The sequence below is a fragment of the Marinobacter sp. V34 genome, from assembly GCF_055524115.1.
In genome coordinates this window covers 152721-178061 of record NZ_JBUPZY010000005.1, presented here as the reverse complement: position 1 = coordinate 178061, position 25341 = coordinate 152721, and the positions used below count along the sequence as shown (strand labels likewise).

The 25341-nt window shown below is 58.7% G+C and carries 27 protein-coding genes; 13 read left to right on the top strand and 14 right to left on the bottom strand.

The window, feature by feature from the left end; translation table 11 throughout:
• Window positions 1-23: 23 nt before the first annotated feature.
• Window positions 24-986 carry an META domain-containing protein gene (locus AC0B60_RS10515; protein WP_465085760.1) on the top strand — a complete coding sequence of 321 codons (963 nt, stop codon included), beginning with the start codon at window positions 24-26 and terminating at the stop codon, window positions 984-986.
• Here AC0B60_RS10515 and AC0B60_RS10510 read toward each other — a convergent pair.
• From AC0B60_RS10510 to AC0B60_RS10495, 4 genes are all read right to left on the bottom strand, one after another.
• Window positions 961-1824, bottom strand: a complete 864-nt coding sequence (locus AC0B60_RS10510; protein WP_465085759.1) for a substrate-binding periplasmic protein — start codon at window positions 1822-1824, stop codon at window positions 961-963. The two genes, AC0B60_RS10515 and AC0B60_RS10510, sit on opposite strands and share 26 nt — an antisense overlap.
• A 104-nt stretch (window positions 1825-1928) precedes the next feature.
• Window positions 1929-2987 (bottom strand): quaternary amine ABC transporter ATP-binding protein, encoded by a 1059-nt coding sequence (locus tag AC0B60_RS10505; RefSeq protein ID WP_007153768.1) that lies wholly within the window; start codon window positions 2985-2987, stop codon window positions 1929-1931.
• A gap of 11 nt (window positions 2988-2998) precedes the next feature.
• Entirely contained in the window at window positions 2999-4033 is a 1035-nt protein-coding gene (locus tag AC0B60_RS10500) for an ABC transporter permease (protein WP_465085758.1), read from the bottom strand.
• A gap of 104 nt (window positions 4034-4137) precedes the next feature.
• Window positions 4138-5106 carry an ABC transporter substrate-binding protein gene (locus AC0B60_RS10495; RefSeq protein ID WP_040474509.1) on the bottom strand — a complete coding sequence of 323 codons (969 nt, stop codon included), beginning with the start codon at window positions 5104-5106 and terminating at the stop codon, window positions 4138-4140.
• A gap of 298 nt (window positions 5107-5404) precedes the next feature.
• Between AC0B60_RS10495 and AC0B60_RS10490 the strand changes: the two genes are divergently transcribed.
• The 4 genes from AC0B60_RS10490 (at window position 5405) to AC0B60_RS10475 (ending at window position 8574) form a co-directional block, all read left to right on the top strand.
• Window positions 5405-6505 (top strand): M14 family zinc carboxypeptidase, encoded by a 1101-nt coding sequence (locus AC0B60_RS10490; RefSeq protein WP_007153771.1) that lies wholly within the window; start codon window positions 5405-5407, stop codon window positions 6503-6505.
• Between the two features lie 2 nt (window positions 6506-6507).
• On the top strand, window positions 6508-7242 hold the full coding sequence (locus AC0B60_RS10485; protein WP_465085757.1) for an alpha/beta fold hydrolase: 735 nt from the start codon (window positions 6508-6510) through the stop codon (window positions 7240-7242).
• Window positions 7243-7337: 95 nt separating this feature from the next.
• A complete protein-coding gene (locus AC0B60_RS10480) occupies window positions 7338-7955 on the top strand; it encodes a glutathione S-transferase family protein (protein ID WP_465085756.1) in 618 nt (205 codons plus the stop codon).
• Between the two features lie 4 nt (window positions 7956-7959).
• Entirely contained in the window at window positions 7960-8574 is a 615-nt protein-coding gene (locus AC0B60_RS10475; RefSeq protein ID WP_465085755.1) for a DUF4202 domain-containing protein, read from the top strand.
• A 161-nt stretch (window positions 8575-8735) separates the two neighbouring features.
• On the opposite strand, the gene trpC is transcribed toward AC0B60_RS10475, so the two are convergent.
• The 6 genes from trpC to rpe all read right to left on the bottom strand — a co-directional run bounded on the left by trpC (window position 8736) and on the right by rpe (window position 14246).
• Window positions 8736-9557, bottom strand: a complete 822-nt coding sequence (trpC, locus tag AC0B60_RS10470; RefSeq protein ID WP_007153776.1) for an indole-3-glycerol phosphate synthase TrpC — start codon at window positions 9555-9557, stop codon at window positions 8736-8738.
• A gap of 13 nt (window positions 9558-9570) precedes the next feature.
• The gene (trpD, locus tag AC0B60_RS10465; RefSeq protein ID WP_421843445.1) at window positions 9571-10599 is read right to left on the bottom strand and encodes an anthranilate phosphoribosyltransferase; all 1029 of its coding nucleotides are present in this window, start codon (window positions 10597-10599) and stop codon (window positions 9571-9573) included.
• A gap of 11 nt (window positions 10600-10610) precedes the next feature.
• Window positions 10611-11192 carry an aminodeoxychorismate/anthranilate synthase component II gene (locus AC0B60_RS10460; RefSeq protein ID WP_007153778.1) on the bottom strand — a complete coding sequence of 194 codons (582 nt, stop codon included), beginning with the start codon at window positions 11190-11192 and terminating at the stop codon, window positions 10611-10613.
• 16 nt (window positions 11193-11208) lie between these two features.
• On the bottom strand, window positions 11209-12696 hold the full coding sequence (trpE, locus tag AC0B60_RS10455) for an anthranilate synthase component I (RefSeq protein ID WP_465085754.1): 1488 nt from the start codon (window positions 12694-12696) through the stop codon (window positions 11209-11211).
• Between the two features lie 177 nt (window positions 12697-12873).
• Window positions 12874-13563 (bottom strand): phosphoglycolate phosphatase, encoded by a 690-nt coding sequence (locus AC0B60_RS10450; protein WP_465085753.1) that lies wholly within the window; start codon window positions 13561-13563, stop codon window positions 12874-12876.
• A complete protein-coding gene (rpe, locus tag AC0B60_RS10445; RefSeq protein WP_465085752.1) occupies window positions 13560-14246 on the bottom strand; it encodes a ribulose-phosphate 3-epimerase in 687 nt (228 codons plus the stop codon). Before rpe ends, AC0B60_RS10450 begins: the two co-directional genes overlap by 4 nt.
• Here rpe and AC0B60_RS10440 point away from each other — a divergent pair.
• On the top strand, window positions 14245-14388 hold the full coding sequence (locus AC0B60_RS10440; RefSeq protein ID WP_465085751.1) for a hypothetical protein: 144 nt from the start codon (window positions 14245-14247) through the stop codon (window positions 14386-14388). The two genes, rpe and AC0B60_RS10440, sit on opposite strands and share 2 nt — an antisense overlap.
• On the top strand, window positions 14385-15413 hold the full coding sequence (locus tag AC0B60_RS10435; RefSeq protein WP_465085750.1) for a DUF3530 family protein: 1029 nt from the start codon (window positions 14385-14387) through the stop codon (window positions 15411-15413). Before AC0B60_RS10440 ends, AC0B60_RS10435 begins: the two co-directional genes overlap by 4 nt.
• Window positions 15414-15420: 7 nt before the next feature.
• Here AC0B60_RS10435 and AC0B60_RS10430 read toward each other — a convergent pair whose 3' ends face one another.
• The 4 genes from AC0B60_RS10430 to AC0B60_RS10415 form a co-directional block, all read right to left on the bottom strand.
• Window positions 15421-15708 (bottom strand): type VI secretion system PAAR protein, encoded by a 288-nt coding sequence (locus AC0B60_RS10430; RefSeq protein WP_007155253.1) that lies wholly within the window; start codon window positions 15706-15708, stop codon window positions 15421-15423.
• Between the two features lie 123 nt (window positions 15709-15831).
• Entirely contained in the window at window positions 15832-16587 is a 756-nt protein-coding gene (locus AC0B60_RS10425) for a DnaJ domain-containing protein (RefSeq protein WP_465085749.1), read from the bottom strand.
• Window positions 16577-17275 carry an N-acetylmuramate alpha-1-phosphate uridylyltransferase MurU gene (murU, locus tag AC0B60_RS10420; protein ID WP_465085748.1) on the bottom strand — a complete coding sequence of 233 codons (699 nt, stop codon included), beginning with the start codon at window positions 17273-17275 and terminating at the stop codon, window positions 16577-16579. The genes AC0B60_RS10425 and murU overlap by 11 nt, the downstream gene beginning before the upstream one ends.
• Window positions 17272-18309, bottom strand: a complete 1038-nt coding sequence (locus AC0B60_RS10415; protein WP_465085747.1) for an aminoglycoside phosphotransferase family protein — start codon at window positions 18307-18309, stop codon at window positions 17272-17274. Before AC0B60_RS10415 ends, murU begins: the two co-directional genes overlap by 4 nt.
• 329 nt (window positions 18310-18638) lie before the next feature.
• Here AC0B60_RS10415 and AC0B60_RS10410 point away from each other — a divergent pair, with 329 nt between their 5' ends.
• The 6 genes from AC0B60_RS10410 to AC0B60_RS10385 all read left to right on the top strand — a co-directional run bounded on the left by AC0B60_RS10410 (window position 18639) and on the right by AC0B60_RS10385 (window position 25338).
• Window positions 18639-20951, top strand: coding sequence for an LPS-assembly protein LptD (locus AC0B60_RS10410; protein ID WP_465085865.1), 2313 nt, complete (start codon window positions 18639-18641; stop codon window positions 20949-20951).
• 64 nt (window positions 20952-21015) lie between these two features.
• Window positions 21016-22338 carry a peptidylprolyl isomerase gene (locus tag AC0B60_RS10405; RefSeq protein ID WP_465085746.1) on the top strand — a complete coding sequence of 441 codons (1323 nt, stop codon included), beginning with the start codon at window positions 21016-21018 and terminating at the stop codon, window positions 22336-22338.
• On the top strand, window positions 22335-23336 hold the full coding sequence (gene pdxA / locus AC0B60_RS10400; RefSeq protein ID WP_465085745.1) for a 4-hydroxythreonine-4-phosphate dehydrogenase PdxA: 1002 nt from the start codon (window positions 22335-22337) through the stop codon (window positions 23334-23336). Before AC0B60_RS10405 ends, pdxA begins: the two co-directional genes overlap by 4 nt.
• A complete protein-coding gene (gene rsmA / locus AC0B60_RS10395; protein WP_465085744.1) occupies window positions 23333-24163 on the top strand; it encodes a 16S rRNA (adenine(1518)-N(6)/adenine(1519)-N(6))-dimethyltransferase RsmA in 831 nt (276 codons plus the stop codon). Before pdxA ends, rsmA begins: the two co-directional genes overlap by 4 nt.
• Window positions 24156-24956, top strand: a complete 801-nt coding sequence (locus AC0B60_RS10390) for a symmetrical bis(5'-nucleosyl)-tetraphosphatase (protein ID WP_465085743.1) — start codon at window positions 24156-24158, stop codon at window positions 24954-24956. Before rsmA ends, AC0B60_RS10390 begins: the two co-directional genes overlap by 8 nt.
• A complete protein-coding gene (locus tag AC0B60_RS10385; RefSeq protein WP_465085742.1) occupies window positions 24946-25338 on the top strand; it encodes a DUF423 domain-containing protein in 393 nt (130 codons plus the stop codon). The genes AC0B60_RS10390 and AC0B60_RS10385 overlap by 11 nt, the downstream gene beginning before the upstream one ends.
• The last annotated feature ends 3 nt before the right edge of the window (window positions 25339-25341 follow it).

The window sequence follows — 25341 nt, the reverse complement described above, 5'->3', positions numbered from 1 at the left end:
ACACATGGAATGAGGAAGAACCAATGAAAGGAATCGCCGCATCTTTGCCAGCTTTGCTCAGTATCCTGCTGATCGCGGGCTGTGCATCCACCGAGAATCAACGCCGTGGTGAAGGCCTTGCCGTCAATACCATGACGTGCGGCCAGGCAGATATAGGGCTCGACTACCACGAAGACCGCAGTGGTCTGACGATAACGTTCGGCAGCGACAAAATGGTGCTGAAGCAGAAGGAAAGTGCCTCCGGTGCGCGCTTTGTGGACCCCGACAACGATGACACCCAGTTCTGGAATAAGGGTGACACTGCCACATTGACAATAGACGGGCAGGCGTTGCCGCTGTGCCTGGTTCCGGGCGCTGTCGAGAAGCCGTTTATCGCCCGGGGGAACGAGCCGTTCTGGCGGGCGGTTCTGGAGCCGGGGCAGCTAGTGGTGGAGCAAATGGGCAAGGAGCCGCTTGCACTGCGATACGAGGTTGTTGAAAGCGGTGCCACGGGGCGTACTTTCGAGGCCGACGGTGATGGCGTTCGGGTATCGCTGAAGACAGCAAGCCAGCTGTGTCGCGACTCCATGACCGGCATGCCTTATCCCCAACAGGTGCGGTTAGCTATAAACGGGGAAGAACTCCACGGCTGCGGAGGGGATCCTGAGCGGCTGCTGCGAGGAACCGAGTGGGTCGTTGAAGACATTGGTGGCCGTGGCATCATTGACAGTTCCCGGGTGACCCTGAACTTCCTGGCGGAGCAGCGTGTGGCCGGGCGTGCGTCCTGCAATCAATTCAGTGGCGGATGGACGCTGACTGGCGAGGAGCTCGGTTTTACCCGGATGGCGTCAACCAGGAAAGCTTGTGCGCCCGCATTGATGAACCAGGAGGACCGGTTCCTGTCGTTGCTGGGTGAGGTGCGACGCTTCGACATCGGCCGCCACGGTGAGTTGCTGTTGGTGACCGAAGATGGGCGTCAGATCAGGGCGTTTCAGTCCACAGACTGAGCCCATACTGGTCCAGGATCTGCTGTATTCGGCCGCTGGCCAGCAGTCGCCGGGTGCCGTTTGCAAGCAGTTCCGCCAGTTCCTTCGCATCTTCCCGCGCTGGGGAAAACGCGACGAAGGCTTCGATTTCGTCGACCACTCCTGCGCGCCGGGGCGGGGGAATGGCTTCGTTATGGTTCCTTTCCCACCAGGCCATCACGTAGATATCTTCTGCAAAAATGTCAGTACGGTGTTGGTCCAGCAGGTAGATCGCCCGGTCAAGGGGTGACGGCCCCGCGATCACCCAGATTCTCTCCGGGTTGGCCTGATGCTCCTCAATGTGCCGGTCCAGCTCATCGGTGTAGGAGTACCCATTGATGACCAGCAGTTTCTGGTTATGGAGCGACCCCAGCCCGTTGAATACCCAGTGGTTGTCAGGGTGCGTAAACAGCGCAATGGTTGAGCGTCCCTGGGGGGTGTCTGGAAACACGAAATCCGGGGCATCGGTCATGAAGGCGCCGACCACCGCGTCCAGTTGACCTTCCCGAGTCAACTGCAGCGCCCTTGCCCAGCTGACATTGACGTACTCCACGGTATAGCCTGCTTCGCCAAGGACCTCGCGGGCAATGTCCACCATATAGCCCTCGCGATCGCTGCCCGCTTCGCAGTTGTGGGGGCACCAGGGATCGGATGCTATAACGATCGTCCGGGGCCGGGTCGTATTGGAAAGGGCAGCGGACAGGGCCTTATTGGTCGACGTTTGCGTGTCGACCCCTGAAGAAAGGCTCTCTTCGTCAGGAGGGGGGGAGCAGCCGTACAAAAGGAATACGGTTAGTAGAGCCACTGCCAGTCTATGCATGGTCGTTGTCTGGGGCACCGCGAAGCTACGGCGACCTATTTATAATAGCTCGCCTGTCACGATGCTGTCATCCGGGTGCCCACCTCCACCGGAATGACCTCCGATCAATAACGGCTGCGATTGTCTCCTTCCGAAGCATCGACCGGCACCAGTGCCTTGACCAGTTCTTTCATTTCGAGAATGCCTACCTGATTGCCTTTTTTGACCACCCGATAGACAAGGTCGGTATCGCCCTCGGACCTGGCGATCACTGACTCCAGGTTGTCCCGGTCGGAAATGTCGCCGGCACAGTCAGCGGGTGGCTCCGTGGTTTTTTCCATCACCGAACGCACTCTCAGAACCCGCGCGCGATTGATGTCGCTGATGAAATCCGTGATGTACGGATCGTTGGGCTGCATGAGAATTTCCTGGGGTTCTCCCTGCTGGACGATGTGCCCGTCCTTGAGAATGACCAGGTGGTCCGCCAGCTTTAGCGCTTCGTCCAGGTCGTGGGTGATGAACACCACGGTTTTCTTCAGTTCCTCCTGCAACTCCAGCAGAAGGTCCTGCATGTCGGAGCGAATCAGTGGGTCCAGGGCCGAGAAGGCCTCGTCCATCAGCATCACAGGCGAGTTGGATGCCAGTGCCCGGGCAATGCCCACGCGCTGCTGCATACCACCGGATAGCTGGTGAGGATACTGGTTCTCGTTGCCTTCCAGCCCCACCCGGGCGAGCCATTTCTTGGCTTCGTCCTCAAAGTCCCGCACCGTATGGCCCCTTACCAGCAACGCCATGCCGGCGTTCTCCAGCACGGTCTTGTGGGGGAGCAGGGCGAATTTCTGGAAAACCATCGACATCTGTTCACGTCGCAGTTTCCGCAACCCATCCTCGTCGAAGTTGAGCACGTTCTTGCCGTCTACCTCGATTTCGCCGGCAGTGGGTTCGATCAGCCGATTGAGATGGCGTATCAAGGTGGACTTGCCTGAGCCCGACAGGCCCATGATAACGGTGATCTCGCCTTCACGCATATCGACGTTGATATCCTGAAGGCCCAGTACGTGGTTGTGCTTTTCCAGCAGTTCGGCCTTTCCCATACCCCGACGCACATACGCCAGGGCCACATCGGGAATGGGGCCGAAAATCTTGTAGAGGTTCCGGATGGAAATCTTGATATCCCGGTCCACGATTCGCTCCCTTACTGTTTCTGTGAGGCGTTGATGCGCGCCAGTGATGCCTTGGTTACCCGGTCAAGGATCACCGCCAGAATAACGATGCCAAGACCGGCAACCAGCCCGACACCCAGCTCCAGGTTGCGAATGCCCTGAAGCACCAGCACCCCGAGCCCCGGTGCCGACACGAGGGAAGCGATAACCACCATGGCCAGGCTCATCATAATGGTCTGGTTTACACCCGCCATGATGTTGGGCAGCGCCAGTGGAATCTGGACCTTGAAGAGTTTTTGCTGGCTGGTCATGCCAAAGGCATCGGCGGCTTCGATCACGTCCTTGTCCACCAGGCGGATACCCAGGTTGGTGAGACGGATGACCGGCACGATGGCGTACAGGATGATGGCAATGCCGTAAAGCTTGGACTCAGTCACGCTGAACAGGAAAATCAGCGGAATCAGGTACACAAAGGGCGGCAGTGTCTGCAGCATGTCGAGCACGGGAATGGTCAGGCGTTGCATCATGTCGCTTCGGGACATGGCAATGCCGATGGGCACGCCCAGCAGCACACAGAGAAACGCGCAGACAAAGATGATCGACAGCGTCTCCATTGCGTACTGGTAGTAGTCAATAAAGGCCAGCAGAACCAGGCTGCCGGCCACGAATCCTACCAGCTTCCAGGATTTGGTGACGACAAACACCACCGCAAGCAATGCCGGGATCACGATCCACCAGGGCGTGTTCAGCATGCCGTAGAGTGTCCCGTCGAGGAACCAGCTTAGCGGTTGGGTCAAAGGGTCCAGAACAACGCTCAGACTGTCCTTGATGGACAGGAAGCCCTCTTCAAGACCTTTTGTCAGTTCCCGCGATTTGGGGAAGGCCGCGCAGGAGTCGTTAAGCGCGTCCATGGATGGAAAAGGCAGGTCCCATAGTGACTCTGCTTCGGCGTCCGTTCCTTTGGTTTTTTGCAGCAACGCCGCCATCGACATGGGGGCATCACTTTGGCCATCTGAGCACCAGTCTTCCAGTCCCAGTGATGAAAACACGAAATCGTAGGTTGCCATTTACAGTCAGTTCCCAGGAGCATTCAGGTGTGAACAGGTCAAGTGAATTTGCCAGTTCGGTTTGACAGGGCCGGTGGCCGGCCCTGTCAGGGTAGGTGGGGAGATTATTCTCCCAGCACCGAAGCCAGGCGTTTCTTGGCCGAATCGTTCAGCCAGCTTGACCACTCGTCGCTGTTGTTGCTCAGGAAATACACGGCCGCTTCTTCTGCAGACGCGTTGTTGGAGTCCATCCACGCCAGCAGGGCGCTCATGGTGTCGGTCTTGAACGTCAGTTTGCTGAGCATTTCCGCGACTTCCGGTTCACGATCCTTGAAATCCGTGGTCACTGAGGTCAGTACGGTTGCGGCCGGGAACTCAGATACGCCAGGGTTGTCGGCATCCTGAGTCTGGTTGCGGGTGTGAACCTCCGGCTTGTAGTCACCCAGTTCGACGCGGGTCATATCGAACTTGCCGAGCGGTACAGTGGGACCCCAGTAATAGCCAAACCAGGGCTCTTCAGACTGCACGGCGGAGGCCATGGACGAGGCCAGGGTTTCACCGGAACCGTGGTTGAACACCTCAATGCCTGAGCTTTCAAGGTCAAGCGCCCTGATCAGGTTGTCACTGACGACACGACAACCCCAGCCACTCGGGCAGTTGTTAAACCGGTTTTCCACCAGTTCCGGGTTTGCCATGACACCTTCGATAGTGGTCAGTTCGGGGTGCTTTTCGGCCAGATAGGTCGGAATCCACCAACCCTCGACGCCACCGGGTTCCAATACTTTGGTCAGGCGCTCGATCTTGCCCTGCTCTTCCAGTTCCAGGTAGGCCTCGCCAGCGGAGTTGAGCCATAGCTCGGTAACGATATCCGGCTCACCATTTTCGGCGACCGAGGTAACGGCCGGGACGGTGTCGGAGGGGACTACGGTGACGTCACAGCCGTACCCCTGCTCCATGATGAATTTGGCGACGCTGGTGACAACGGTGTTGGATGCCCAGCCCATTTCGGTGATGGAAACTTCACCGCAATCGGCCTGAGCAAGTGCAGGCACGGACATCGCGCAAAGCAGCGCGACTGGCGTTAGCTTTCGCATGATCGGTTCTCCTTATGGGTTTTAAAAATACGCGGAAACAGATCCGCTGGAGCGGTTCTAAAGACCGCTCTAGAGGTGAAGACGCCGTACTGATACTGCGTTTTCAAAGGGCGAGACAAATGTTGTGACCTCGGTTACTACGTATCTTTAAGAGTAACGCCCTGAGCGTGAGTTACAAGCCATTCATGTAAAATGTCGCCAAAACAAGCAGATGCTTTTCCATGTTTTGAGCCCCAGTGTCAACGAACTGAAGCAATTCAGCAGTAGCTTGAAGGGTTGTCCTAAACGGGAGAGCATCATGACTGAATTGCGCAAACTGACTCCTCATTCTGCTATTCCTGCCGAACAGGCCCGCCGGGATAGCCGTCAACGCCACCTGCTGAGAACCTTTCTGCCGGAAATGATTCGTCTTGAGCGTGTGCTGGCGGAAGCGCCGGAACAGGTTGCTGTGAAGACGCTCTCTCGGGTTGCCCTGAAAGACATCGACTTGCCAATCTACCGGGTTGACCTCGGCAGCGAGGCACCCGATGCGCCAGTGGTTATGCTGGTGGGTGGCGTTCACGGTCTTGAGCGCATCGGCAGCGAAGTCGTGATGGCCTGGCTGCGCAATCTGTTGGCGCGAATTTCCTGGGACGGACATCTCCAGGCCCTGCTGAAAAAAGTACGGGTTACGCTGCTCCCCATTCTCAACCCCGGTGGCATGTACCTCAATCAGCGCAGCAACCCTAACGGGGTCGATCTGATGCGCAACGCACCCATCACCGCCCAGGACCGCAGTGCGTTCCTGCTGGGCGGGCAGCGTTTCTCCCCGCGCCTGCCGTGGTTCATCGGTGATCCCGAGCAGGGTATGGAAGCGGAGAACCAGGCCCTTGAGTCGGTGATATCGGAGCTCCTGCCCGGCCGTCCTTTCAGTGTCGCACTGGACTGTCATTCCGGTTTCGGCTGGCAGGATCAGATTTGGTTCCCCTATGCCTACCGTCGTCGCCCCATGCGACGGATTGAATCGGTGATGGCGCTGAAGCTGATCTGGGAGCAGGCGTGGCCGGAACATAACTATCGTTTCGAGCCTCAGTCCCGCCATTACCTGACCCACGGCGATCTGTGGGACTATTTCTACAAGAAAATCAACCGCAGCGGCGAAGGCGCCTTCATTCCCCTTACCCTGGAGTTGGGCTCCTGGCGATGGATCAAGAAGCGCCCGCGGCAGTTGCTGCGCCTGGACGGCTTTTTCAATCCACTGGTTCCCCATCGCCATCGGCGCGTACTGAGAAGTCACCTGACCTTTATCGATTTCCTCGTCAGCGCGGCCGCCCATCATGAAAACTGGTTGCCGCAGGCGGATGAGGCGTCCATGCTAAGGGAGGCCGCCATCGCCCACTGGTACAGGGATCATCACTGATAATGCACTGGATTCTGTTGCGCGGACTTACCCGGGAACACGCCCATTGGGGCTCGTTTCCCCACAGGCTTGAAGAAGCCTTTCCCGGCCACCAGTTTCATCGGGTCGACCTTCCGGGCACGGGTGTGCACTTCAAGGACCCCAGCCCCGACCGCATCGCGGACATTCGGGAAAAGGTTCGCCACAGTGTTGGTCACATTCCAGCGCCATACAACCTCATCGCTCTGTCCATGGGCGGAATGGTCGCCCTGGACTGGGCTCAGCATGTCACCGAGGGTGAAATTCAGAACCTGGTGCTGATCAATACGAGTTCCGGATTCAGCCCGCCCTGGCGCCGGATGCGTCCGGGGGCCTGGCCTCGTATCGTTCGCCTTCTGGCACGCCGGGAGCTTTTCGATCGTGAGGCGGATATTCTGCGGTTGACGAGCAATCGACCGGTCGATCTGGACGTGACGAAACACTGGTACAGCATCCAACGCCAGAGGCCGGTCGGCTTTGCCAACGCCTATGCCCAGATGAAAGCGGCGGTCGCCTACAAACCCTTGCCCCAGCGCCCACTGCCGAACGCACTCGTACTCGCCAGCAAGAGGGATCGTATCGTTCATTGGAGCTGCAGTCAGGGGTTCGAGCAGCGCTGGCAATGGACACTGAAAATCCATCCATCCGCTGGCCATGATCTGCCAATGGACGACCCTGAATGGGTCATCCATCAGATAAAAAACTGGCTGCCCAAATGATTACGGTTGCTTGACGCAACCGGTGTTCCGCGTCAGTCTTCTACACAATTCCTGAGATTCACCCAAGTTACTGTTTTGGATTGGAGTCGATAGCAATGAAAATTTTTGAGACCAAGACCGCGCCCAACCCACGCCGGGTGAGGATGTTCATGTCTGAAAAGGGACTGTTGGACAAGGCCGAGTTTGTCGAGATCGACCTGCAGAAGGGTGAGAACCTGACGCCGGAATACGCGGCCAGGAACCCCATGAAGAAAGTACCGGTGATGGAACTGGACGACGGTACCTGCATTGCCGAAACCATGGCGATTTGCCGCTATTTCGAAGAAAGCTATCCGGACACGCCAACCCTGCTGGGGGACACCGCATTGGAGAAAGCGCAGGTGGAGCAGTGGCTGCGGTGGATCGAGTTCTCCTTCTTCCTGCCCACCGGTATGTGTTTTCAGCACACCAGCGGATATTTCAAGGACCGCATGAACCCGATCAAGGAATGGGGTGAGGAGTGCCGCACCTCGGTGGAAAAATTCATGCACTTCCTGAATAAACACCTGGATGGCAGGGAATACATCTGTTGCGACCGATTCACAGCCACGGATATCAATGCCTTTACCACCGTGGCCTTCGCCCGTGTGGTCGGTATTCGCATCAAGCCTGAGCAGGCCAACCTTCAGGCCTGGTATGATCGTATCAAGCAACGTTCCTCGGCCCAGGTATGACCCGATGACCCAGCAGACTCATCTGACCTGTGCCCTGCATAAGATCGATACCGCCAACCGCGCAGACCCTAATGTCGAGCAGGTTGGCGGCGAATCCCTGCCCAAGGAATATGCCTACAGCCAGCACATGTCCCGCTGGCTGTTCGAGCTTGAGCCGCAGCCCTCTGAACGCATGCAGATTGCCTGCCGCGCCCAGCACATTGAGCGCTGGACCATCCCCCGTAGCGATTTCCCGGAAGGTCGCAAGGCCTATTACGAATGGCGCCAGGCCTGTGGCCGTATGCATGGCCGCCGGGCCGCCGGAATCATGGCGGAATGTGGCTACCCACAGGAAGAATGCCAGAAGGTGGAAACCATCCTGACCAAGCGGGAGTTGCGCAAGGACGCAGACACACAGCTGCTGGAAGACGTTGCCTGCATGGTCTTCCTGGAACGCTATTTCGCGAATTTCTATGAGGAAAAAGCCGATTACGACCGGGAGAAATGGTTGCGGATTGTCCGCCGTACCTGGGGCAAGATGTCTCCGCGTGGGCATGAGGCTGCCTTGAAGCTGGCTGAAGGCATGCCGGCGCATTTGCTGGCGTTGTTGCAGGAGGCCTTGGAGAAGCCTGAAAATTAGGTTGGTGCCGGCACTTTGTCGGATTTATGATTCAGAAATACGCTGTGAACACGTCCGTGTGCGCTTGGGCTCCGCCATCCCTGGCTCCGCACAATTTCTGAATCATAAATCCGACAAAGTGCTCAGACTTCTGAGTAGTCTTCCAAAGCTTCATCGAAAATTCAGTAGTCAGGGAAGAAGAATTCGGCCAGTCTTTTTCCTGGCTCTTCAGCCCTCATAAACGACTCTCCCACCAGGAAGCCGTAGATGCCGCGATCGGTCATGGCTGTCACATCGTCACGGGTCATGATGCCGCTTTCGGTGATCGTCAGGCGATCGGCCGAAATCCGTTCATGCAGGTCGAAGGTGGTATCCAGCGAGACGTCAAAGGTGTGCAGGTTGCGGTTGTTGATGCCCACCAGCGGTGTTTTCAGGGTGAGGGCATCGTTCATTTCCTCGCCGTCGTGAACCTCGACCAGCACGTCCAGGCCAATTTCATGGGCAATGCCTTCCAACTCCTGCATCTGATCCCTGGTCAGGCAGGCGGCGATCAGTAGGATGCAGTCCGCCCCAATGGCCCGGCTTTCGTACACTTGGTACGGCGCTACCATAAAGTCCTTGCGGATCACCGGCAGGCTGCAGGCGGCGCGGGCGGCTTGGAGATAGTCTTCATGGCCCTGGAAAAAGTCTTTGTCAGTGAGTACTGACAGGCAGGCGGCTCCGCCTTTTTCGTAGCTTTCGGCAATAGCTTCGGGCACAAACGGATCGCGGAGAACGCCTTTGCTGGGGGAGGCTTTTTTGATCTCGGCAATGACTGCAGGCGTTCGCTGTTCGATGCGCCGGCGAAGGGCGCTCGCAAAGCCCCGCGCTGGCGGTTGATCGCCAGCCATGGCCTTCAGGTCGCCAATGGAAACCCTGCGCGTACGCTCATCAATTTCCTCCCACTTCCGATCAACGATCTTTCGCAGGATGGTAGGCGTTTTGTCCAGATGTCTGTCAGTCATTATCAGGCCCGTATTAGAAACACTGCGAAAAGTCAGCAAGCTCGGACATCTTGCCGGCTGCCAAGCCTGAGCCCATAGCGTCCAGCGCCATCTCTACGCCTTCCGTCGCCGTTTTTGCCAGGCCAGCCACATAAATTGCTGCGCCGGCGTTCAGGGCGATCAGGTCGCGGGCTTTCTCAGCCATTTCATCATGGCCACGACCAAAGGCGGCACGGATCAGTTTCAGGGAGTCTTCTGCGGTATCCACCGTGAGACCAACCAACGCCTGGCTCTTGATGCCCAGGTCTTCCGGGGTGATGTCGTACTCAGTGACTTCGCCGTTTTTCAGCTCCGCCACATGGGTGGCGCTGGCCAGGCTGATTTCGTCCAGGCCATCTTTCGAGTGCACCACCATGATGTGCTCGGCGCCCAAGCGGTGCAGAACCTCCGCCATGGGGCGGCACAGCTCTTTCGTGAACACACCGATCAACTGGCGCTTGACGCTGGCGGGATTGGTCATGGGGCCAAGGATATTGAAGATGGTGCGGCAACCCAGTTCCTTGCGCGGCCCGATGGCGTGTTTCATGGCGCCATGATGAGCCGGGGCGAACATGAATCCGACGCCGATTTCCTCAACGCAGCGGGCGACTTCCTCGGGCGCCATCTGCAGGTTGATGCCCAGCTTTTCCAGCAGGTCCGCGCTGCCACTTTTGGAAGACACTGCGCGGTTGCCATGCTTGGCGACAAATCCGCCTGCCGCTGCCACCACAAAAGACGCGGCGGTGGATACGTTGAACAGATTGGCACCGTCACCGCCGGTGCCCACGATATCCACCAGCGGGTCGGCGTTGACCGTTACGCGGGTGGCCAGCTCCCGCATGACTTCGGTGGCGCCGGTGATTTCGTCGATGGTTTCGCTCTTGAGGCGCAATCCCATGAGAAAGGCTCCAATCTGCGCATCGGTGGCTTCACCCTTCATGACGATGCGCATAACGTCCTTCATTTCCTCCGTGGACAGGTCCAGATTGGAGGCGATGCGGTTCAGTGCTTCTTTCATGTCCATGTGGTGGCCTCTTATCGTGTCTTCAGAAAGTTGCGCAGCAGCTCATGGCCCTGTTCCGTCATAATAGACTCTGGATGGAACTGGACACCTTCGATGGGCAATGTTTTGTGCCGAACACCCATGATTTCCTCCACCGAGCCATCGTCATTGCGAGTCCATGCAGTGACTTCCAGACAATCGGGCAGGGTTTCCTTGTCGATCACCAGGCTGTGATAGCGCGTCGCCTTCAACGGGTTACTCAGGCCACGGAAAATGCCTTGGTCCTGATGGTAGACCGCAGATACCTTGCCGTGCATCACCTGCCCGGCGCGAATAATCTTCCCGCCGTACACCTGCCCGATCGCCTGGTGGCCGAGGCACACACCCAGAATCGGCAACTTGCCGGCAAAGTGGCGGATGGTGGCCATGGAAATGCCCGCTTCATTGGGCGTACAGGGGCCGGGAGAGACAACGAGGCGTTCCGGTTTCAGGGCTTCAATGCCCTCCACGGTGATCTCGTCGTTGCGGTAGACATGAACATCTTCGCCCAACTCGGCCAGGTACTGCACCACGTTGTAGGTGAAGGAGTCGTAGTTATCGATCATCAGCAACATAATCTTGTCCTCCGCCTCAGTGGTCGAAATCGTTGTAGGTCATGGCGACAGCGCGGAAGATCGCGCGGCCCTTGTTCATGGTTTCCTTCCACTCAAGGCGGGGTACCGAATCGGCCACCACGCCGGCGCCTGCCTGAATATGCAGGGTGTTGTCTTTGATCACGGCCGTGCGGATGGCAATGGCGGTATCCATGTTGCCATTGAACGACAGATAACCCACGGCACCGCCATAGACGCCGCGCTTCACCGGCTCCAGTTCGTCGATGATTTCCATGGCGCGGATCTTGGGAGCGCCACTGAGGGTGCCGGCGGGCAGGGTGGCGCGCAACACGTCCAGGCAACTGGTGTTGTCTTTCAGGCGACCGGTGACGTTGGAGACGATGTGCATCACGTGGGAGTAACGCTCCACAATCATCTTGTCGGTCAATTTTACCGTGCCGGTCTCGGACACCCGGCCAGCGTCGTTGCGGCCCAGGTCGATCAGCATCAGGTGCTCGGCGATTTCCTTGGGGTCGGCCAGCAGTTCCGCTTCCATGGCCCGGTCCTCGGCGTCGGTAGCGCCACGCTTTCGGGTGCCGGCGATCGGGCGCACGGTGACTTCGTCATCTTCCACCCGCGCGAGGATTTCCGGCGACGAGCCTACGATCTGGAAGTCGCCCAGATCCAGAAAGTACATGTATGGGGACGGGTTCAGTACCCTCAGCGAGCGATACAGGTTCAGCGGTGGCGCCTCGAACGGAATCGACATGCGCTGGGAAATCACCGTCTGCATCACATCGCCGTCCAGAACGTATTCCTTGATCCTGCCGACGGCCGCTTCGAACTTTTCCTGGTTAAACCCGGAAATGAAGTCGCTCTCGTCCACGGTTTTACCGCGCAGATGTTCCGGTGTGCGGGGAGCGTTGGTCGTCTGCCGGTGCAGGCGGGACTCCAGGTCGTCGATTCGCTGTAGTGCCTGTTCGTATGCGCCTTCCTGGTTTGGGTCGGCATGGACAATCAGGTGAAGTTTGCCGCGCAGGTTGTCGAACACCACAACGTCATCGGACACCATCAGCAGGATGTCGGGTGTGCCGATCCTGTCCGGCGGGCAGGTGTTGCGCAGGCGCTTTTCGATGTAGCGCACGGTGTCATAACCGAAATAGCCAACCAGACCGCCATTGAAGCGGGGCAATTCCTCCAGGTCCGGTGCGTTGAAACGGGCCTGATAGTCCTCCACGAAAGCCAGTGGGTCGTCGACCGTGGTTTCTTCGATCACCTTGCCGTCGCGGGTAATGGTGATGGTGTGATCATAGACCTTGAGAACTTCCCGGCTGGGCAGGCCGATGATGGAGTAACGGCCCCACTTTTCACCGCCCTGGACGGATTCAAACAGGTAGGAGTAGGGGCCGCTGGCAAGCTTGAAATAGGTGCTCAGGGGCGTGTCCAGGTCGGCAAGGACTTCGCGGTATACGGGGATACGATTAAAGCCGGCCTTGGCGAGCTCGGCGAATTGCTCGGGTGTCATGATAACGATTCCTGAAATCTGATTTGTATGGTGGACTTTCGGGCAGCGTTCAGCCGGTGCGCCATCGCCACCATCGTGTTGCGCGGGTTGTCAGTATGCCCTGCGCTGTTATCAGACTCAGTCCCTGCACGGCAGGAATCTCCCGAATTGAAGGTTTCAAATCAATGTCCTGTGAGATTACAAAAGCTGGGCCAGGGAATCAACAACGGCATCCGCGCCGAGCGAATCCACAGGCGCCCCGTAGTTGTAGCCGTATCGTACCGCCACCGAAGGAATACCGGCTGCGAGGGCCGCGCTGATGTCGGTGACCGAATCACCCACCATCACCGTGGTGCCCCGGGTGCCGCCGAGTTCGGTCATGGCATGGATCAACGGTTGTGGGTCTGGTTTGCGCACCGGCAGGGTGTCTCCACCGATGCTGATATCGAACCAGTGTTCAATGCCCATCTGCTCAAGCAACGGTGCCACAAACTGTTCCGGCTTGTTGGTGACGATGCCCATGCGGCAGCCGTGGTCGGCAAGACGGGTCAGACATTCCTCCACGCCGTCGTAGAGCACGGCATGCTGGCCGTTGAGGTTTTCGTAGGCATGGTAGAACATCGCCAGGGCGTCATTGAACAGTGCGTCGTCCTTCGGGCTTGCTGGTTCCCAGTCCGCCTGCCCGGCAAGGGCGCGCCGCACCAGCACGCTGGCGCCATTGCCCACCCATTGGCGCACATTGTCAGCACCGGCTTTGCGGCGACCCAGCTGTTCCAGCATGGCGTCAATGGCCGCCGCCAGGTCGGGGGCGCTGTCAACCAGGGTGCCGTCCAGGTCGAACAGGGCCACTCCGGGCCAGCGTTGGCTGAACAGCCCCGCCAGGCTCATCGGTTCGAACCCTGTCTGGCCAGTTCCAGTTCCGCCCGCATTCTGTCGATGGTGGCCTTGTAGTCGTCGGTATTGAAGATGGCGGAACCGGCCACAAAGGTGTCGGCGCCAGCCTCGGCAATCTCACGGATGTTGTCGGTTTTCACGCCACCGTCGATTTCCAGGCGAATATTGCGGCCGCTGGCATCGATGCGCTTGCGGGCTTCGCGCAGTTTGTCGAGAGTGCCTGGAATGAACTTCTGTCCGCCGAAACCGGGGTTTACGGACATCAGCAGGATCATGTCCAGTTTATCCATCACGTGATCAATGTAGTGCAGCGGTGTGGCTGGGTTGAACACCAGGCCCGCCTTGCACCCACCTTCACGAATCAACTGCAGCGAACGGTCGATGTGATTGGAGGCTTCTGGGTGGAAGGTGATGTAGCTGGCGCCGGCATCGATGAACATCCGGATCAGGTCGTCTACCGGCGATACCATCAGATGCACGTCAATCGGAGCGGTAACCCCGTGTTTACGCAATGCTTCGCAGACCATGGGGCCGATGGTCAGGTTGGGCACGTAATGGTTGTCCATGACATCGAAGTGGACAATGTTGGCGCCGGCGGCCAGTACGTTATCGACTTCCTCGCCCAGTCGGGCAAAATCGGCTGAGAGGATGGACGGGGCAATCTGGAAAGGGTTCATGACGGCTCTCTTGAACGTATTGATAATGGTCTCGATGATGGCGCATGCAGCGGTTCCCTCTGCAAAAGGCCGCTGGGCCGCAAAGCTGCTAGTCTACCAGCTTGATGGTGATTTTTCGCACGGAATGAGTGACAGCCTGTGACTAGATGGATTGAAAAACTGGTTATGCAATGCCTGCTCACCCCGGCCTGCCTTATCGCTTTCTGGACCCCGCCAGCTTTGGCGCAGGCGCAGCAAGACGCGCAGGACCAGAGTGCCGACATGACAGATCAGGAAGCAGAGAAACCCGCCGGGGCGGTCGTTGAAAGGGCGTTGATATCAACGGGGCTCGATTCGGATGCCATCGCCAGAACCTGGCCGGACTCGTCCGTATGGCTGGAGTCACCGGAAGAAGAACCTGTGCTGGCCCTGTTTGAGCCGGAGGCCGAGACGCCTGCGAAGGGCGCATTGGTGATTCTGGCCGATGAGGGGCAATCACCGGCTTCCGGGTTGGCTGCGGCTTTGCGGCAGCCGATGGCACGTACCGGCTGGGCAGTGATGGTGCTTGGGCTCGAGACATCGCCGTATGAGGTACAGGAAGAGCGTCGACAACGGGGTTTTGAGTCGCCCGAAGAGTCCAGTATGCCGAAAACGGAGCCCGCCGATGACACGAGCGAGAAAACGGCGAACGACGGCGAGTCGGTGATGATTGATGTGATGGCCAGTAATGATGTCGAGGCATTGGCAAACCAATACCGTGCTCGCATCCAGAAATCCTTGGCCATGGCGGTTGGCAACCTGGTTGGTCGGGGATACAGCCGGGTGGCAATGGTTGGCATCGGCCGGGCGGCTGTTCATGTCTCACGTGCGGCCACTGCCAGCGAGGGTCATGATGTGTCGGCATTGGTCTGGATTGCGCCGGCGTTTGATCCGAATGATTCGAACGCTCTGGTGGAGTCTCTTGGTGAGTCTGGTGGGCTGAAAGTGCTGGAGCTTCACAGTGCCCGCAGTTCATTGGGCGCTGGGGGCGCAACTCAAAGGTCGCCAAGGCAACGGGAGGCAGCATTCAGGCGGGCGGGGATTGCAGGCTACTCCCGACAACCTGTCGCAATGACTGAACAGCCACAACCCAGAGAGGCGCAAGCGCTTACCAACCGCATTTCAGCGTGGCTTGACTCCGAACGCTAGAAAACAATCAGCCACCCACGGCGGTGGATGAGCCGATGACAACGCCACCACAGCTGACGGCATCGCCGGTCAGGGCGGCGGGTTTGCCCTCAATCATCACGGTTGGGCTGCCAGCTGCGATGGCGCGGGGGTGTGGAGGATGTTTGGGCTTGGAGTGCATGGCGAGCTGGTCACCGAGCCGCGCAACGGGCTTGCCGTCGATCAGTACGGTAGCGCTGCCGGTAATAACGGGGGTTGGGGGGAAGCCTTGGTGATCGGTTCCGATGTCGCCGAGGAGGACGAGTTTCTTACCCATGGAAGTGCTCCTTTTCAGTGGGTCTTTCAGGCCGCTGGTCCGTGGGCCTGTCTTTTGTGCTTCTGTGGTGTGGTTCTGATATCGGAGTTTAGCAAGCTTGGCGCTGAACTCAAAACGCCGGATTCAAACCGACAGGCGCTGGCTGATCAGTTCCCAGGCCTGCTGGTAGCGCAGAAGGCGATCCTTCGCCCTGGTCAGTTCCGCCGGGCTCAGTTGCTGTTGCGCCAGTTTGTCCGGGTGGCATTCCGACACCTTCTTTCGGTAGGCCCGTTTGATTACCTCGCGGCTGTCACGGCGGGTAACGCCGAGAACCTGGCAGGCCTGCTCGAAGGTGGAAGGCCGTGACTGGCTTTCCGGTTCGGTGATCCAGACCTTGCTGGCGTAACTTTCCAGAATGTCATCGCTGACCCTGATCGGCAGTCCCATCTGGTCAATGGCGTCCTCGCAGCGGTAGCGGCGGGGCTTCTCGGGGCGTCCCTGTAACTGCGCCGCGTGGCAAAGGCAGATGGCAACGCGCAGCGAGGGCGAGGGCGAGATTCTGTGGGTCAGGCGCAGGCCCAGGGCTTTCAGGGTGGGGATGCGCTCAGCGGTCTTGCCCTTGCGGAAATTGTCAATGGCCTTGCGCCGTTGGCGACCGGAGAGTTTCAGGGCCTTCATCAGGGTTTCGGCGAAACCGATGTCTTTCTCCGTTACCCGCCCCTCCGATTTGGCGATGTAGCCCAGGAAAAAAAATAGGCTTCGGCGGCACCAACGCGGCAGCCGGGTTCTGACCAGCAATTCGTTGGCTTGGTGGCCGCAGGCAGTCAGTTCTCCAAGCAGCTCATTGAACTCTGCTTCCATGCGTGCAGGCAGGTTGTTGTCCCGGGTGTCAGAGGTCATGGCTCAGCCCCCCCCCGCCTTCGTTAAGCATGCGGTCCAGCTCCCGTAGCCGTTCCGGCGTACCGATATCCATCCAATGTCCGGTGTGGCGAATGCCTTGGACGCGTCCCCGGGCCATAGCGTCACGCAGGATTGGCGCAAGTTTCCGGGCGCCCTGTGCCAGCCCCGAAAACAGGCTACGGTTTAGCAGGCTGATGCCGGTAAAGGTCAGCGTTTCAGGGCCGCTCTCAATCACCGTGCCATTCTTGCGCAGGCAGAAGTCGCCCGCCGGGTTGTGGTCAGGGTTACCCGTCATGACCAGTAACGCATCTGCATTTTCGGGTGGCGTCAGTTGTGACAGATCAAAATCGCACCAGATGTCACCGTTGATGACGACGAACCAGTTGTCGTCGCTGCTGTTCAGCAGGGGCAGCGCGTGGAGAATCCCGCCGGCGGTCTCCAGGGGTTCGCTTTCCCGCGAGTATTCAATGGCCAGCCCGATGTTGCTGCCGTTACCCAGTTCTGTTTCGATCTGCATGCCCAGCCAGGCATGGTTGATCACGACTTCCCGAAAGCCAGCGGCTTTCAGCCGTTCCAGGTGGTGCACGATCAGCGGCTTGCCGCCGGCAGGCAGGAGCGGCTTCGGGGTTGTCAGGGTCAGCGGCCGCATGCGCTCGCCTTTGCCGGCCGCGAGAATCATCGCTTTCACTGGCCGAATGTCTCCACTGGGCCGATCCGCTGCTCAATGGGCGGTACAACGGTTTCCGTGAGCCACTCGTGGAAGTGGCGCAGGGCGGCCTGCCGGCTGCTGGCCTCCACCAGATAGCCTACGGTGCGGGGAACATCCTTCAGGAAGCCGGTCTTGCCGTCACGAATGGCCAGCCGGGCAAAGATGCCTGCGGCTTTCAGGTGGCGCTGCATGCCCATGAGTTCCAGCCATTGGCGGAAGGTGTCCCTGTCAGCCTTATGAAGACCTGCCTCTGCACTGAGTACGCGAAAACGGTCTGTCCACTGGTCGATGTGTTCTTCCGGCCAGCGGATGTAGCAGTCTTTTAACAGTGATACCAGGTCGTAAGTGACCGGGCCGCGCACGGCGTCCTGAAAATCGATCACGCCGGGCCTGGTGGTGCCGGGGCGGACCAGCAGGTTGCGGGAATGGTAGTCACGGTGCACTGCCACATTTGGCTGGGCCAGGGCGCTCTCCCGCAGAAAGGCGAAGGTGGTGTCAAGCAGTGCGCGTTCGCCATTGGAGAGAGTCAGCCCCAGTTGTTGTGTCAGCAACCAGTCCGGAAACAGCGCCATTTCCCGATCCAGCAAGGTGATGTCGTAAGCCGGGAGCGGGTAGTCGGATGCATCGTCGGCCTGCTGTATGCGGACCAGCTCGTCCATTGCGGCGCCATAGAGCTGGTCAGCGTTGTTGTGGTTCACGGCGCCGAGCATCAGGGCGTCACCGAAGTCTTCCAACAGTAGGAAACCCCGTGTCAGGTCTTCATGGACGATGTCCGGCACGGCGATATCGAGGCTGCGCCAGTGATGGGCAATAGCCACGAATGGGTGGCAATCCTCATGCTCCGGTGGCGCATCCATTACAATATACGGCTGCGGTCCGGTGCCATGTGGGTTACCGCTGACACGGAAGTAGCGGCGGAAGCTCGCGTCGCCGGAAACCGGCTCGGGTATCGCCTGGTCAAAACCGGGAAGGTCTCTGACCCACTGGGTGAGCATTGTCAGGCGGGTATCCATGGAATTGGCTGTTTTCCTGGCTCAGAAGTTATCGGTGACTTGGCCGCAACGAACCTGCGGGCTCATGGCCGAAAGTTAGCAGATCAGTATAGAGGCGGTAAAACGGTTTTGCAGCAATGGTTGGTTTCCGTTAACAAAGGCCGGTTTCCGTTAACAAGGCAAAGGGCGCCGTGTAAACTAGGCCGCTGTTAAGTGTCTCCGACAACCGCGAATCCATTCTGGACAGGAACCCGCTCACCGTGCCAGCCCCAACAAGGAAGCTGCGAATGCCAACGCCCCGCATGCGACACCGTCACGGGTTGCTGTTCGCGTCCGCTGCGGGTTGCACGATGTTGGCGCCAATACCGGTGGTTTATGCCCAGGAAACTGCCCCTTCGGCTGCCGAGATTGACTGGCGGCCGAAGTCTGAATTGCCGGAGGATGTCCGCCGTTCCCTGCCGGGTTTTTGTGAGGGCGGCTATCTGCCTTCCGTGGTGGCGGGGAGTGCAGAGGGAGACGCGGGTGTGCCGGCAGCGAAAAATGGTCAGGCACCCCTGCAAGCCAGTGGGCTCAATGCACGGTATGAACTCGACAACGAACTTTTTCTGCAGGGAGACGTTCGCCTGCAGCAGCCGGGGTTCCGGGTGACGGGCTCCGAGGCCCGTTATAACCAGGCAACCGGTGAGGTGGCCATAGAGGGGCCGCTGACCAGCCGCGGTGACGGCTTCCTGCTGACCGGTGAGCGCGCGGACTACGACGTCAACAGTGGTCGGGTGGACATCAACACTGCGACCTTTCTCCTGCACGGCCCGGAAATGCGGGGTTCCGCCACTCAGCTTTCCCGTACGGCGGAAGACCAGGTGCGGATTCGTGGCGGCTCATTGACCACTTGCGCCCCCAACAACAACGATTGGTCCATCGTGGCGTCTGACATTCACCTGGACCAGAGCGAAGGTGTGGGTACCGCAAAGCACGTACGCCTTGAGATCAGTGACATCCCGGTGTTTTACTGGCCTTATGCCAGCTTCCCCATTGACGACCGCCGCAAGACAGGCTTTCTCTATCCGTCTTTCGGTACCTCCAATGCGGGTAGCGGCGCTTTCCTTTCGGTGCCTTATTACCTCAATCTGGCGCCGCATTACGACGCTACGCTGACGCCCCAGTATATACACGGCCGTGGATTGTTTACCGAGGCGGAGGGTCGTTACCTCAGCAGTTTGGGTGAGTCGGTACTTCAGCTAGGCTACGCTGGCAACGACTCCGAGTATGAGGAGGAATTTCCCTCGCAAGGCGGCGAACGCTGGGGTCTTGATTTCAGTACCCAGGCGAGATTCGGATACGGCTGGACCGGCTACGGGGATTATTCCGTGGTTAGCGACGACGACTACCTCAGTGACCTCAATCGCAACCTGGAGATCAATCGCGCAACCCATCTGCGTCGCCGGGGCGGTATCCGTTATCGGGATTCATCCCAGTATTTCGAAACTTATCTGAGCGGCTACCAGACCCTCAGCGACTTCATTGCTGACGAGAACATTCCCTATTCGCAATTGCCGGAAGTACTGTACGGCGCCACCGTGGATGCGGGGCCAGCGGAAGTGTCCCTGGAAAGCCAGTACACTCATTTCTACCGCGATAACGATGACCTGACGGGGCTCGACCGGGCCAACGGCCAGCGCTTTCGGGCCATACCCGAGCTGGCGCTGCCTATGCGAGCGCTCTGGGGTTATGCCAGACCCTCCGTCAGTGTCGATTACACACGCTATGAGCTGGAGGATTACACCGCGAGGGAACCCGGCTTTGATCGTACCGTTCCGGTCGCGGAGTGGGATTCGGGCCTGTATTTTGATCGCCAGTCCAGCCTGTTTGATATTCCCTACAACCAAAGCCTGGAGCCCCGGCTCTATTACGCCTGGGCCGATGCCGATGCGGACCAATCGTCCATTCCGGATTTCGACACCGCTATTCGCTCGTTCAGCTTCGACCAGTTGTTCCAACGCAACCGCTTCAGCGGCGGCGATCGGGTGGGTGATAGCAATCAACTGACCGTGGCGTTAACCAGCCGTTTCAATGATCTGCTCACCGGTGCTGAACGTGCCCGCTTCAGTATTGGCCAGGTTCACTATTACGATGACCGGGAAGTGACACTCGAGGGGGAAGGTGCTTCTGATGCCAGTGACTCCCCGCTGGCCGGTGAAATGGTTTTGCGACCGGTAGACGGCCTGGAAATTCGTACCTCCGGCTTGTGGGAGCCAGACACCAGTAAGACTCAGGAAGGTCGCAGTCAGCTGGTTTTCCACTCTGATGATTACCGTTATCTGGCCAGTCTGGGGCACAGCTACCGGCGAAACGAATTCGAGCAGTCGGATATCGGGGGCGTTTTTCCTGTCACAGACCGTGTTAGTCTGATCGGCCGCTGGGTCTACGATTCCGAGCTTGATCGTACGGTCGGTTCGCTGGCCGGGCTGGAATACAATAATTGTTGTTGGAGTGTGCAGCTGGTGCACCAGAACTACCTGACGGACGACGAACAGCTTGAGAGCCGCATGTTGTTCCAGATCCAGCTCAAGGGACTGGGCGGGAGCGGCGGATCGTCCAGTCAGATTTCCGAAGCCATCTATGGCTTTGACGAAAGGGAACGTCGCCGTTTCGGTGATCGCTGATGCCTGACAGTCAGGCTCAGGATGCCGGGGTGACAGGCAGTATTCTTCCATACTAGAGGTGACTATGAAGGCGAACCTTCGCCATTGCGCACAAATGATGCTGGCACTGATGGTTGTGGTGGTATCCGCAACCGTGCAGGCGGACCGTAAGCTGCTTGATCAGGTGGTGGCGGTCGTCAACGACGACGTGATTCTTCAGTCCGAGCTTGAGGCTCGGATCAACACCATCACCGGGCGCTTGCGCGCTCAGGGAACCGGGTTGCCCCCCAGGGATATTCTGGAAGAACGGGTGCTGGAGCAACTGATCAGCGAGTCGATCCAGTTACAGATGGCTGACCGGGCAGGGATGCGCATCAGCGATAACGAGCTTAATGAAACCCTGGCATCCATCGCCCAGCGCAACGATATGACGCTGGCCCAGTTCGAGCAACAACTGGTTCAGGAAGGCGTCACCTATCGTGAAGCCCGTGAGCAGATTCGCAACGAGATGATCACCAGCCGTGTACAGCAACGCCAGGTCGGCAACCGGGTGCGGGTAACGGATAGGGAGGTTGAGAACTATATTGCGGCATCGGCGGGTCAGGGTCGTAGCAATGCGGAGTATGAGCTCGCGCACATCCTCATTGAGGTGAACGATTTTAATGACGAGGAAGAAGCCGGCGCAGCCCGCCAAAAGGTGGAACAACTGCGTAAAGAGATTGCGGAGGGTCGGGACTTCCGCTCTGTTGCCGTCGCCGAATCAGACGCCAGCAACGCTCTCGACGGTGGCAACATGGGGTGGCGCGCCGAAAACCAGTTGCCGTCACTGGTGGCCGATGTGGTCCCGGAGCTTGAAACCGGAACCGTCTCTCCCGTGCTAAAAAACAGCAGCGGCTTCCACCTGGTGATGGTGATGAACCGTCGCGGCGGTGATAAGGCACAGTTCATCGAGCAGTCGAAAGTCCGTCACATTCTGGTACGCACGTCGGAAACCGTGTCAGAAGCTCAGGCGGAAGCAACCATTCGCGATCTCTATCAGCAGATTGATAATGGCGCCGAGTTTGCCGTCATCGCCAGGGAGCACTCTGATGACCCGGTTTCCGGTTCTGACGGTGGCAACCTGGGCTGGGTAAGTCCTGGGCAGATGGTGCCGGAATTCGAACAGGCGATGATGGCAGCAGATGTGGGCGAGCTCGAAGGCCCGTTCCGCTCCCAGTTCGGCTGGCACATTCTGCAGGTACAGGATCGTCGCCAGCAGGACATCAGCAGTGATGTACGGGAATCCGAGGCGCGGCAGGCCATCTACCGCCGCAAGTTTGATACCGAGTTGCAGAATTGGCTGCGGGAGATCCGCGACGAGGCGTTTATAGAGTTCAAGAGCGGCTACGGAGCTAAAAACGAATCATGACACAGCCAGTCATCCTCGCACTGACAGCGGGCGAACCCGCGGGCATTGGCCCGGAGCTTTGCCTGCAGTTGGCCCTGGGGAAACGCGGGCCAGGCATTGTGGTGGTGGCCAGCAAGCGTTTGTTGGCGGCTCGGGCTCGTCTGCTTGGGCTGGATGTGGCACTGGAAGACTGGGCGCCAGGGGCGCCAGCTACCGTTGAGCCGGGCCGGCTCTCCGTGCTTTCCGTTGATGGATTGGCGTCCACTACAGCCGGCCAACTGGACCCGGCGAATAGCGCCTATGTTCTGGAAACCCTGCGAATAGCGGCCCAGGGCTGCCTTGACGGCACATTCGACGGTATGGTGACGGCACCGGTTCACAAGGGCGTTATCAACAACGCCGGCTTCGCTTTTAGTGGCCACACGGAGTTCCTGCAGGAGCTCTGCGGCGTTGAGCGTGTGGTGATGATGCTGGCCACAGACGAGCTGAGAGTGGCCCTGGTGACCACCCACTTGCCCCTGAAGGACGTTTCCGCCGCAATTACGGCTGAGCGCCTGACCCAGGTTACCCGTATTCTGGATAATGACCTGCGCAAGTTCTTCGGTCTTCAGCATCCCGGAATTCTGGTTGCCGGCTTGAATCCCCACGCGGGTGAAGGCGGGCATCTCGGCCGGGAGGAAATCGACGTTATTGAGCCGACCCTGGACGCCCTGCGTCGGGAGGGTATCGACTTGACCGGCCCATTGCCGGCGGACACCCTGTTTACACCCCATTGGCTGGACAACGCCGATGCGGTGTTGGCCATGTACCATGACCAGGGCCTGCCGGTTCTCAAATTCCAGGGCTTTGGCCGGGCGGTTAATATCACCCTGGGCCTGCCCATTGTGCGAACCTCGGTCGACCACGGCACCGCCCTTGACCTGGCCGGCACAGGCAAGGCAGATGCCGGCAGCCTGGAAACGGCGATCCGTGTGGGCGAACGAATGGCAACATCAGCGAAAAGAGACAATATCGAGTGAGTAGCAAACACGGCCATCAGGCCCGAAAACGCTTTGGTCAGAACTTTCTTCACGACCCCGGCGTGATTGAACGCATCATCCGCGCTATTCATCCCAAGCCGGACGATGCCCTTGTGGAAATCGGCCCTGGCCTTGGCGCTCTCACCGAGGAAATGCTTGCTGTTAACTCGAATCTCCAGGTGGTGGAGTTGGACCGGGACCTGATTCCCGTGCTGCGGACCAAATTCTTCAATTACCCCAATTTCCGCATCCACGAAGCGGATGCGCTGAAGTTTGATTTCGGCGAACTGGTTGACGACAAGCCCCTGAGAATCATCGGCAACCTGCCGTACAATATCTCCACGCCGTTGATTTTTCACCTGCTGGGGCATTCCGGCGTGGTGCAGGACATGCATTTCATGCTGCAGAAGGAAGTGGTTCAACGGATGGCTGCGGTGCCCGGGGATAACAACTATGGCCGACTGGGGATCATGACCCAGTATTTTTGCCGGGTGCAGCCGTTGTTTGAGGTCGGGCCAGGCGCTTTCCGGCCAGCGCCGAAAGTGGATTCCGCCATCGTTCGTCTGGTGCCCCACAAAACACTGCCGCACCCAGCGAAGGACTACAAACTGCTCCAGGCGGTAGTACGTACCGCCTTCAGCGCCCGCCGTAAAACCCTGCGAAAGGCGCTGGCAGGTATGGTTTCCGTGGAACAGCTCAACGGCATTGGCATCAATGATGGTTTGCGCCCGGAAAATCTTGGTCTGGCTGAGTATGTTGCGATTGCCGACTTGTTGGCTGACAGTAAATCTGAAAGTTTCGGTGCTGATGAGGTAAGTCATGACTGATTACGCCATTGGTGATATTCAGGGCTGCTATGAGCGTCTTCTGGATGTGCTCGCCAAGGTGGATTTTTCACCATCGCGGGATCGGCTCTGGGTGGCCGGTGACCTGATTAACCGTGGCCCGTCTTCCCTGGAAACCTTGCGCTACGTTGAAAGCCTGGGGAGTTCTGCGGTCGTGGTGCTGGGCAATCACGACCTGCACCTGCTGGCGGTGGCCTTGGGTGGCCATGCTCTGAAGAACAAAGACACGCTCTCCGATATACTTGCGGCACCAGATCACGGACGGCTTTTTGATTGGCTCCGGCAACAGAACCTCTGTGTTCATGATGAAGATCGCAATCTGGTGATGGTCCACGCCGGGCTGCCCCACATCTGGACAGTGGAAGAAGCGGTCGGCTACAGCCGGGAAGTAGAAGCGGTGATTCGCGGGCCCGAGGCCGAAAACTACTTTGCAGATATGTACGGGAACTGGCCTGAACGCTGGCACTCAGATCTCAGTGGCATGGATCGGTGGCGCGTCATTACCAACTATTTCACCCGTATGCGGTTTATTGCCGAGGACGGCACCCTGGAGCTTGCCGCCAAAGAGTCGGTCGCCTCGGCGCCGGATGGCTTTGCGCCCTGGTTTCGCTTCCCTCGTCAGGATGACGTGCGTGTGGTGTTCGGCCACTGGGCGGCCCTGGAAGGCCAGACTGAAAGCACGCGTTATTTCGGACTGGATACCGGTTGTGTCTGGGGTGGAAAGCTTACCCTGATGAATCTGGATACCGGGGAAAAAATCCACTGTGACTGCTAGGCATATAGAACCCCTTCGCCCGGCACTGGTGTTGGGCGCACTGTTCGCCCTGTTGGCGGTGATGGCAGGAGCCTTTGGCGCGCACGGGTTGCGTGGTGTAATTGACGAGCGGGGGCTTGAAGTTTTCCAGACTGCCGTCACATATCAGATAGTCCATTCACTGGCGTTAATTCTTGTCGCGATACTCCCGGTTGCGGGTCTGTCGCGGCGTTTGCTCGGCATTGCGGCCGGCTTTTTTGTTGCTGGAATCCTGTTGTTCAGTGGCAGCCTGTACCTCCTGGTGCTAACGGACCTTCGCTGGATGGGGCCGGTTACGCCGGTCGGAGGGATCGGTTTTATGGTGGGCTGGATATTGGTTGTGGTGTCGGGATTCAGGCGTTAGAGA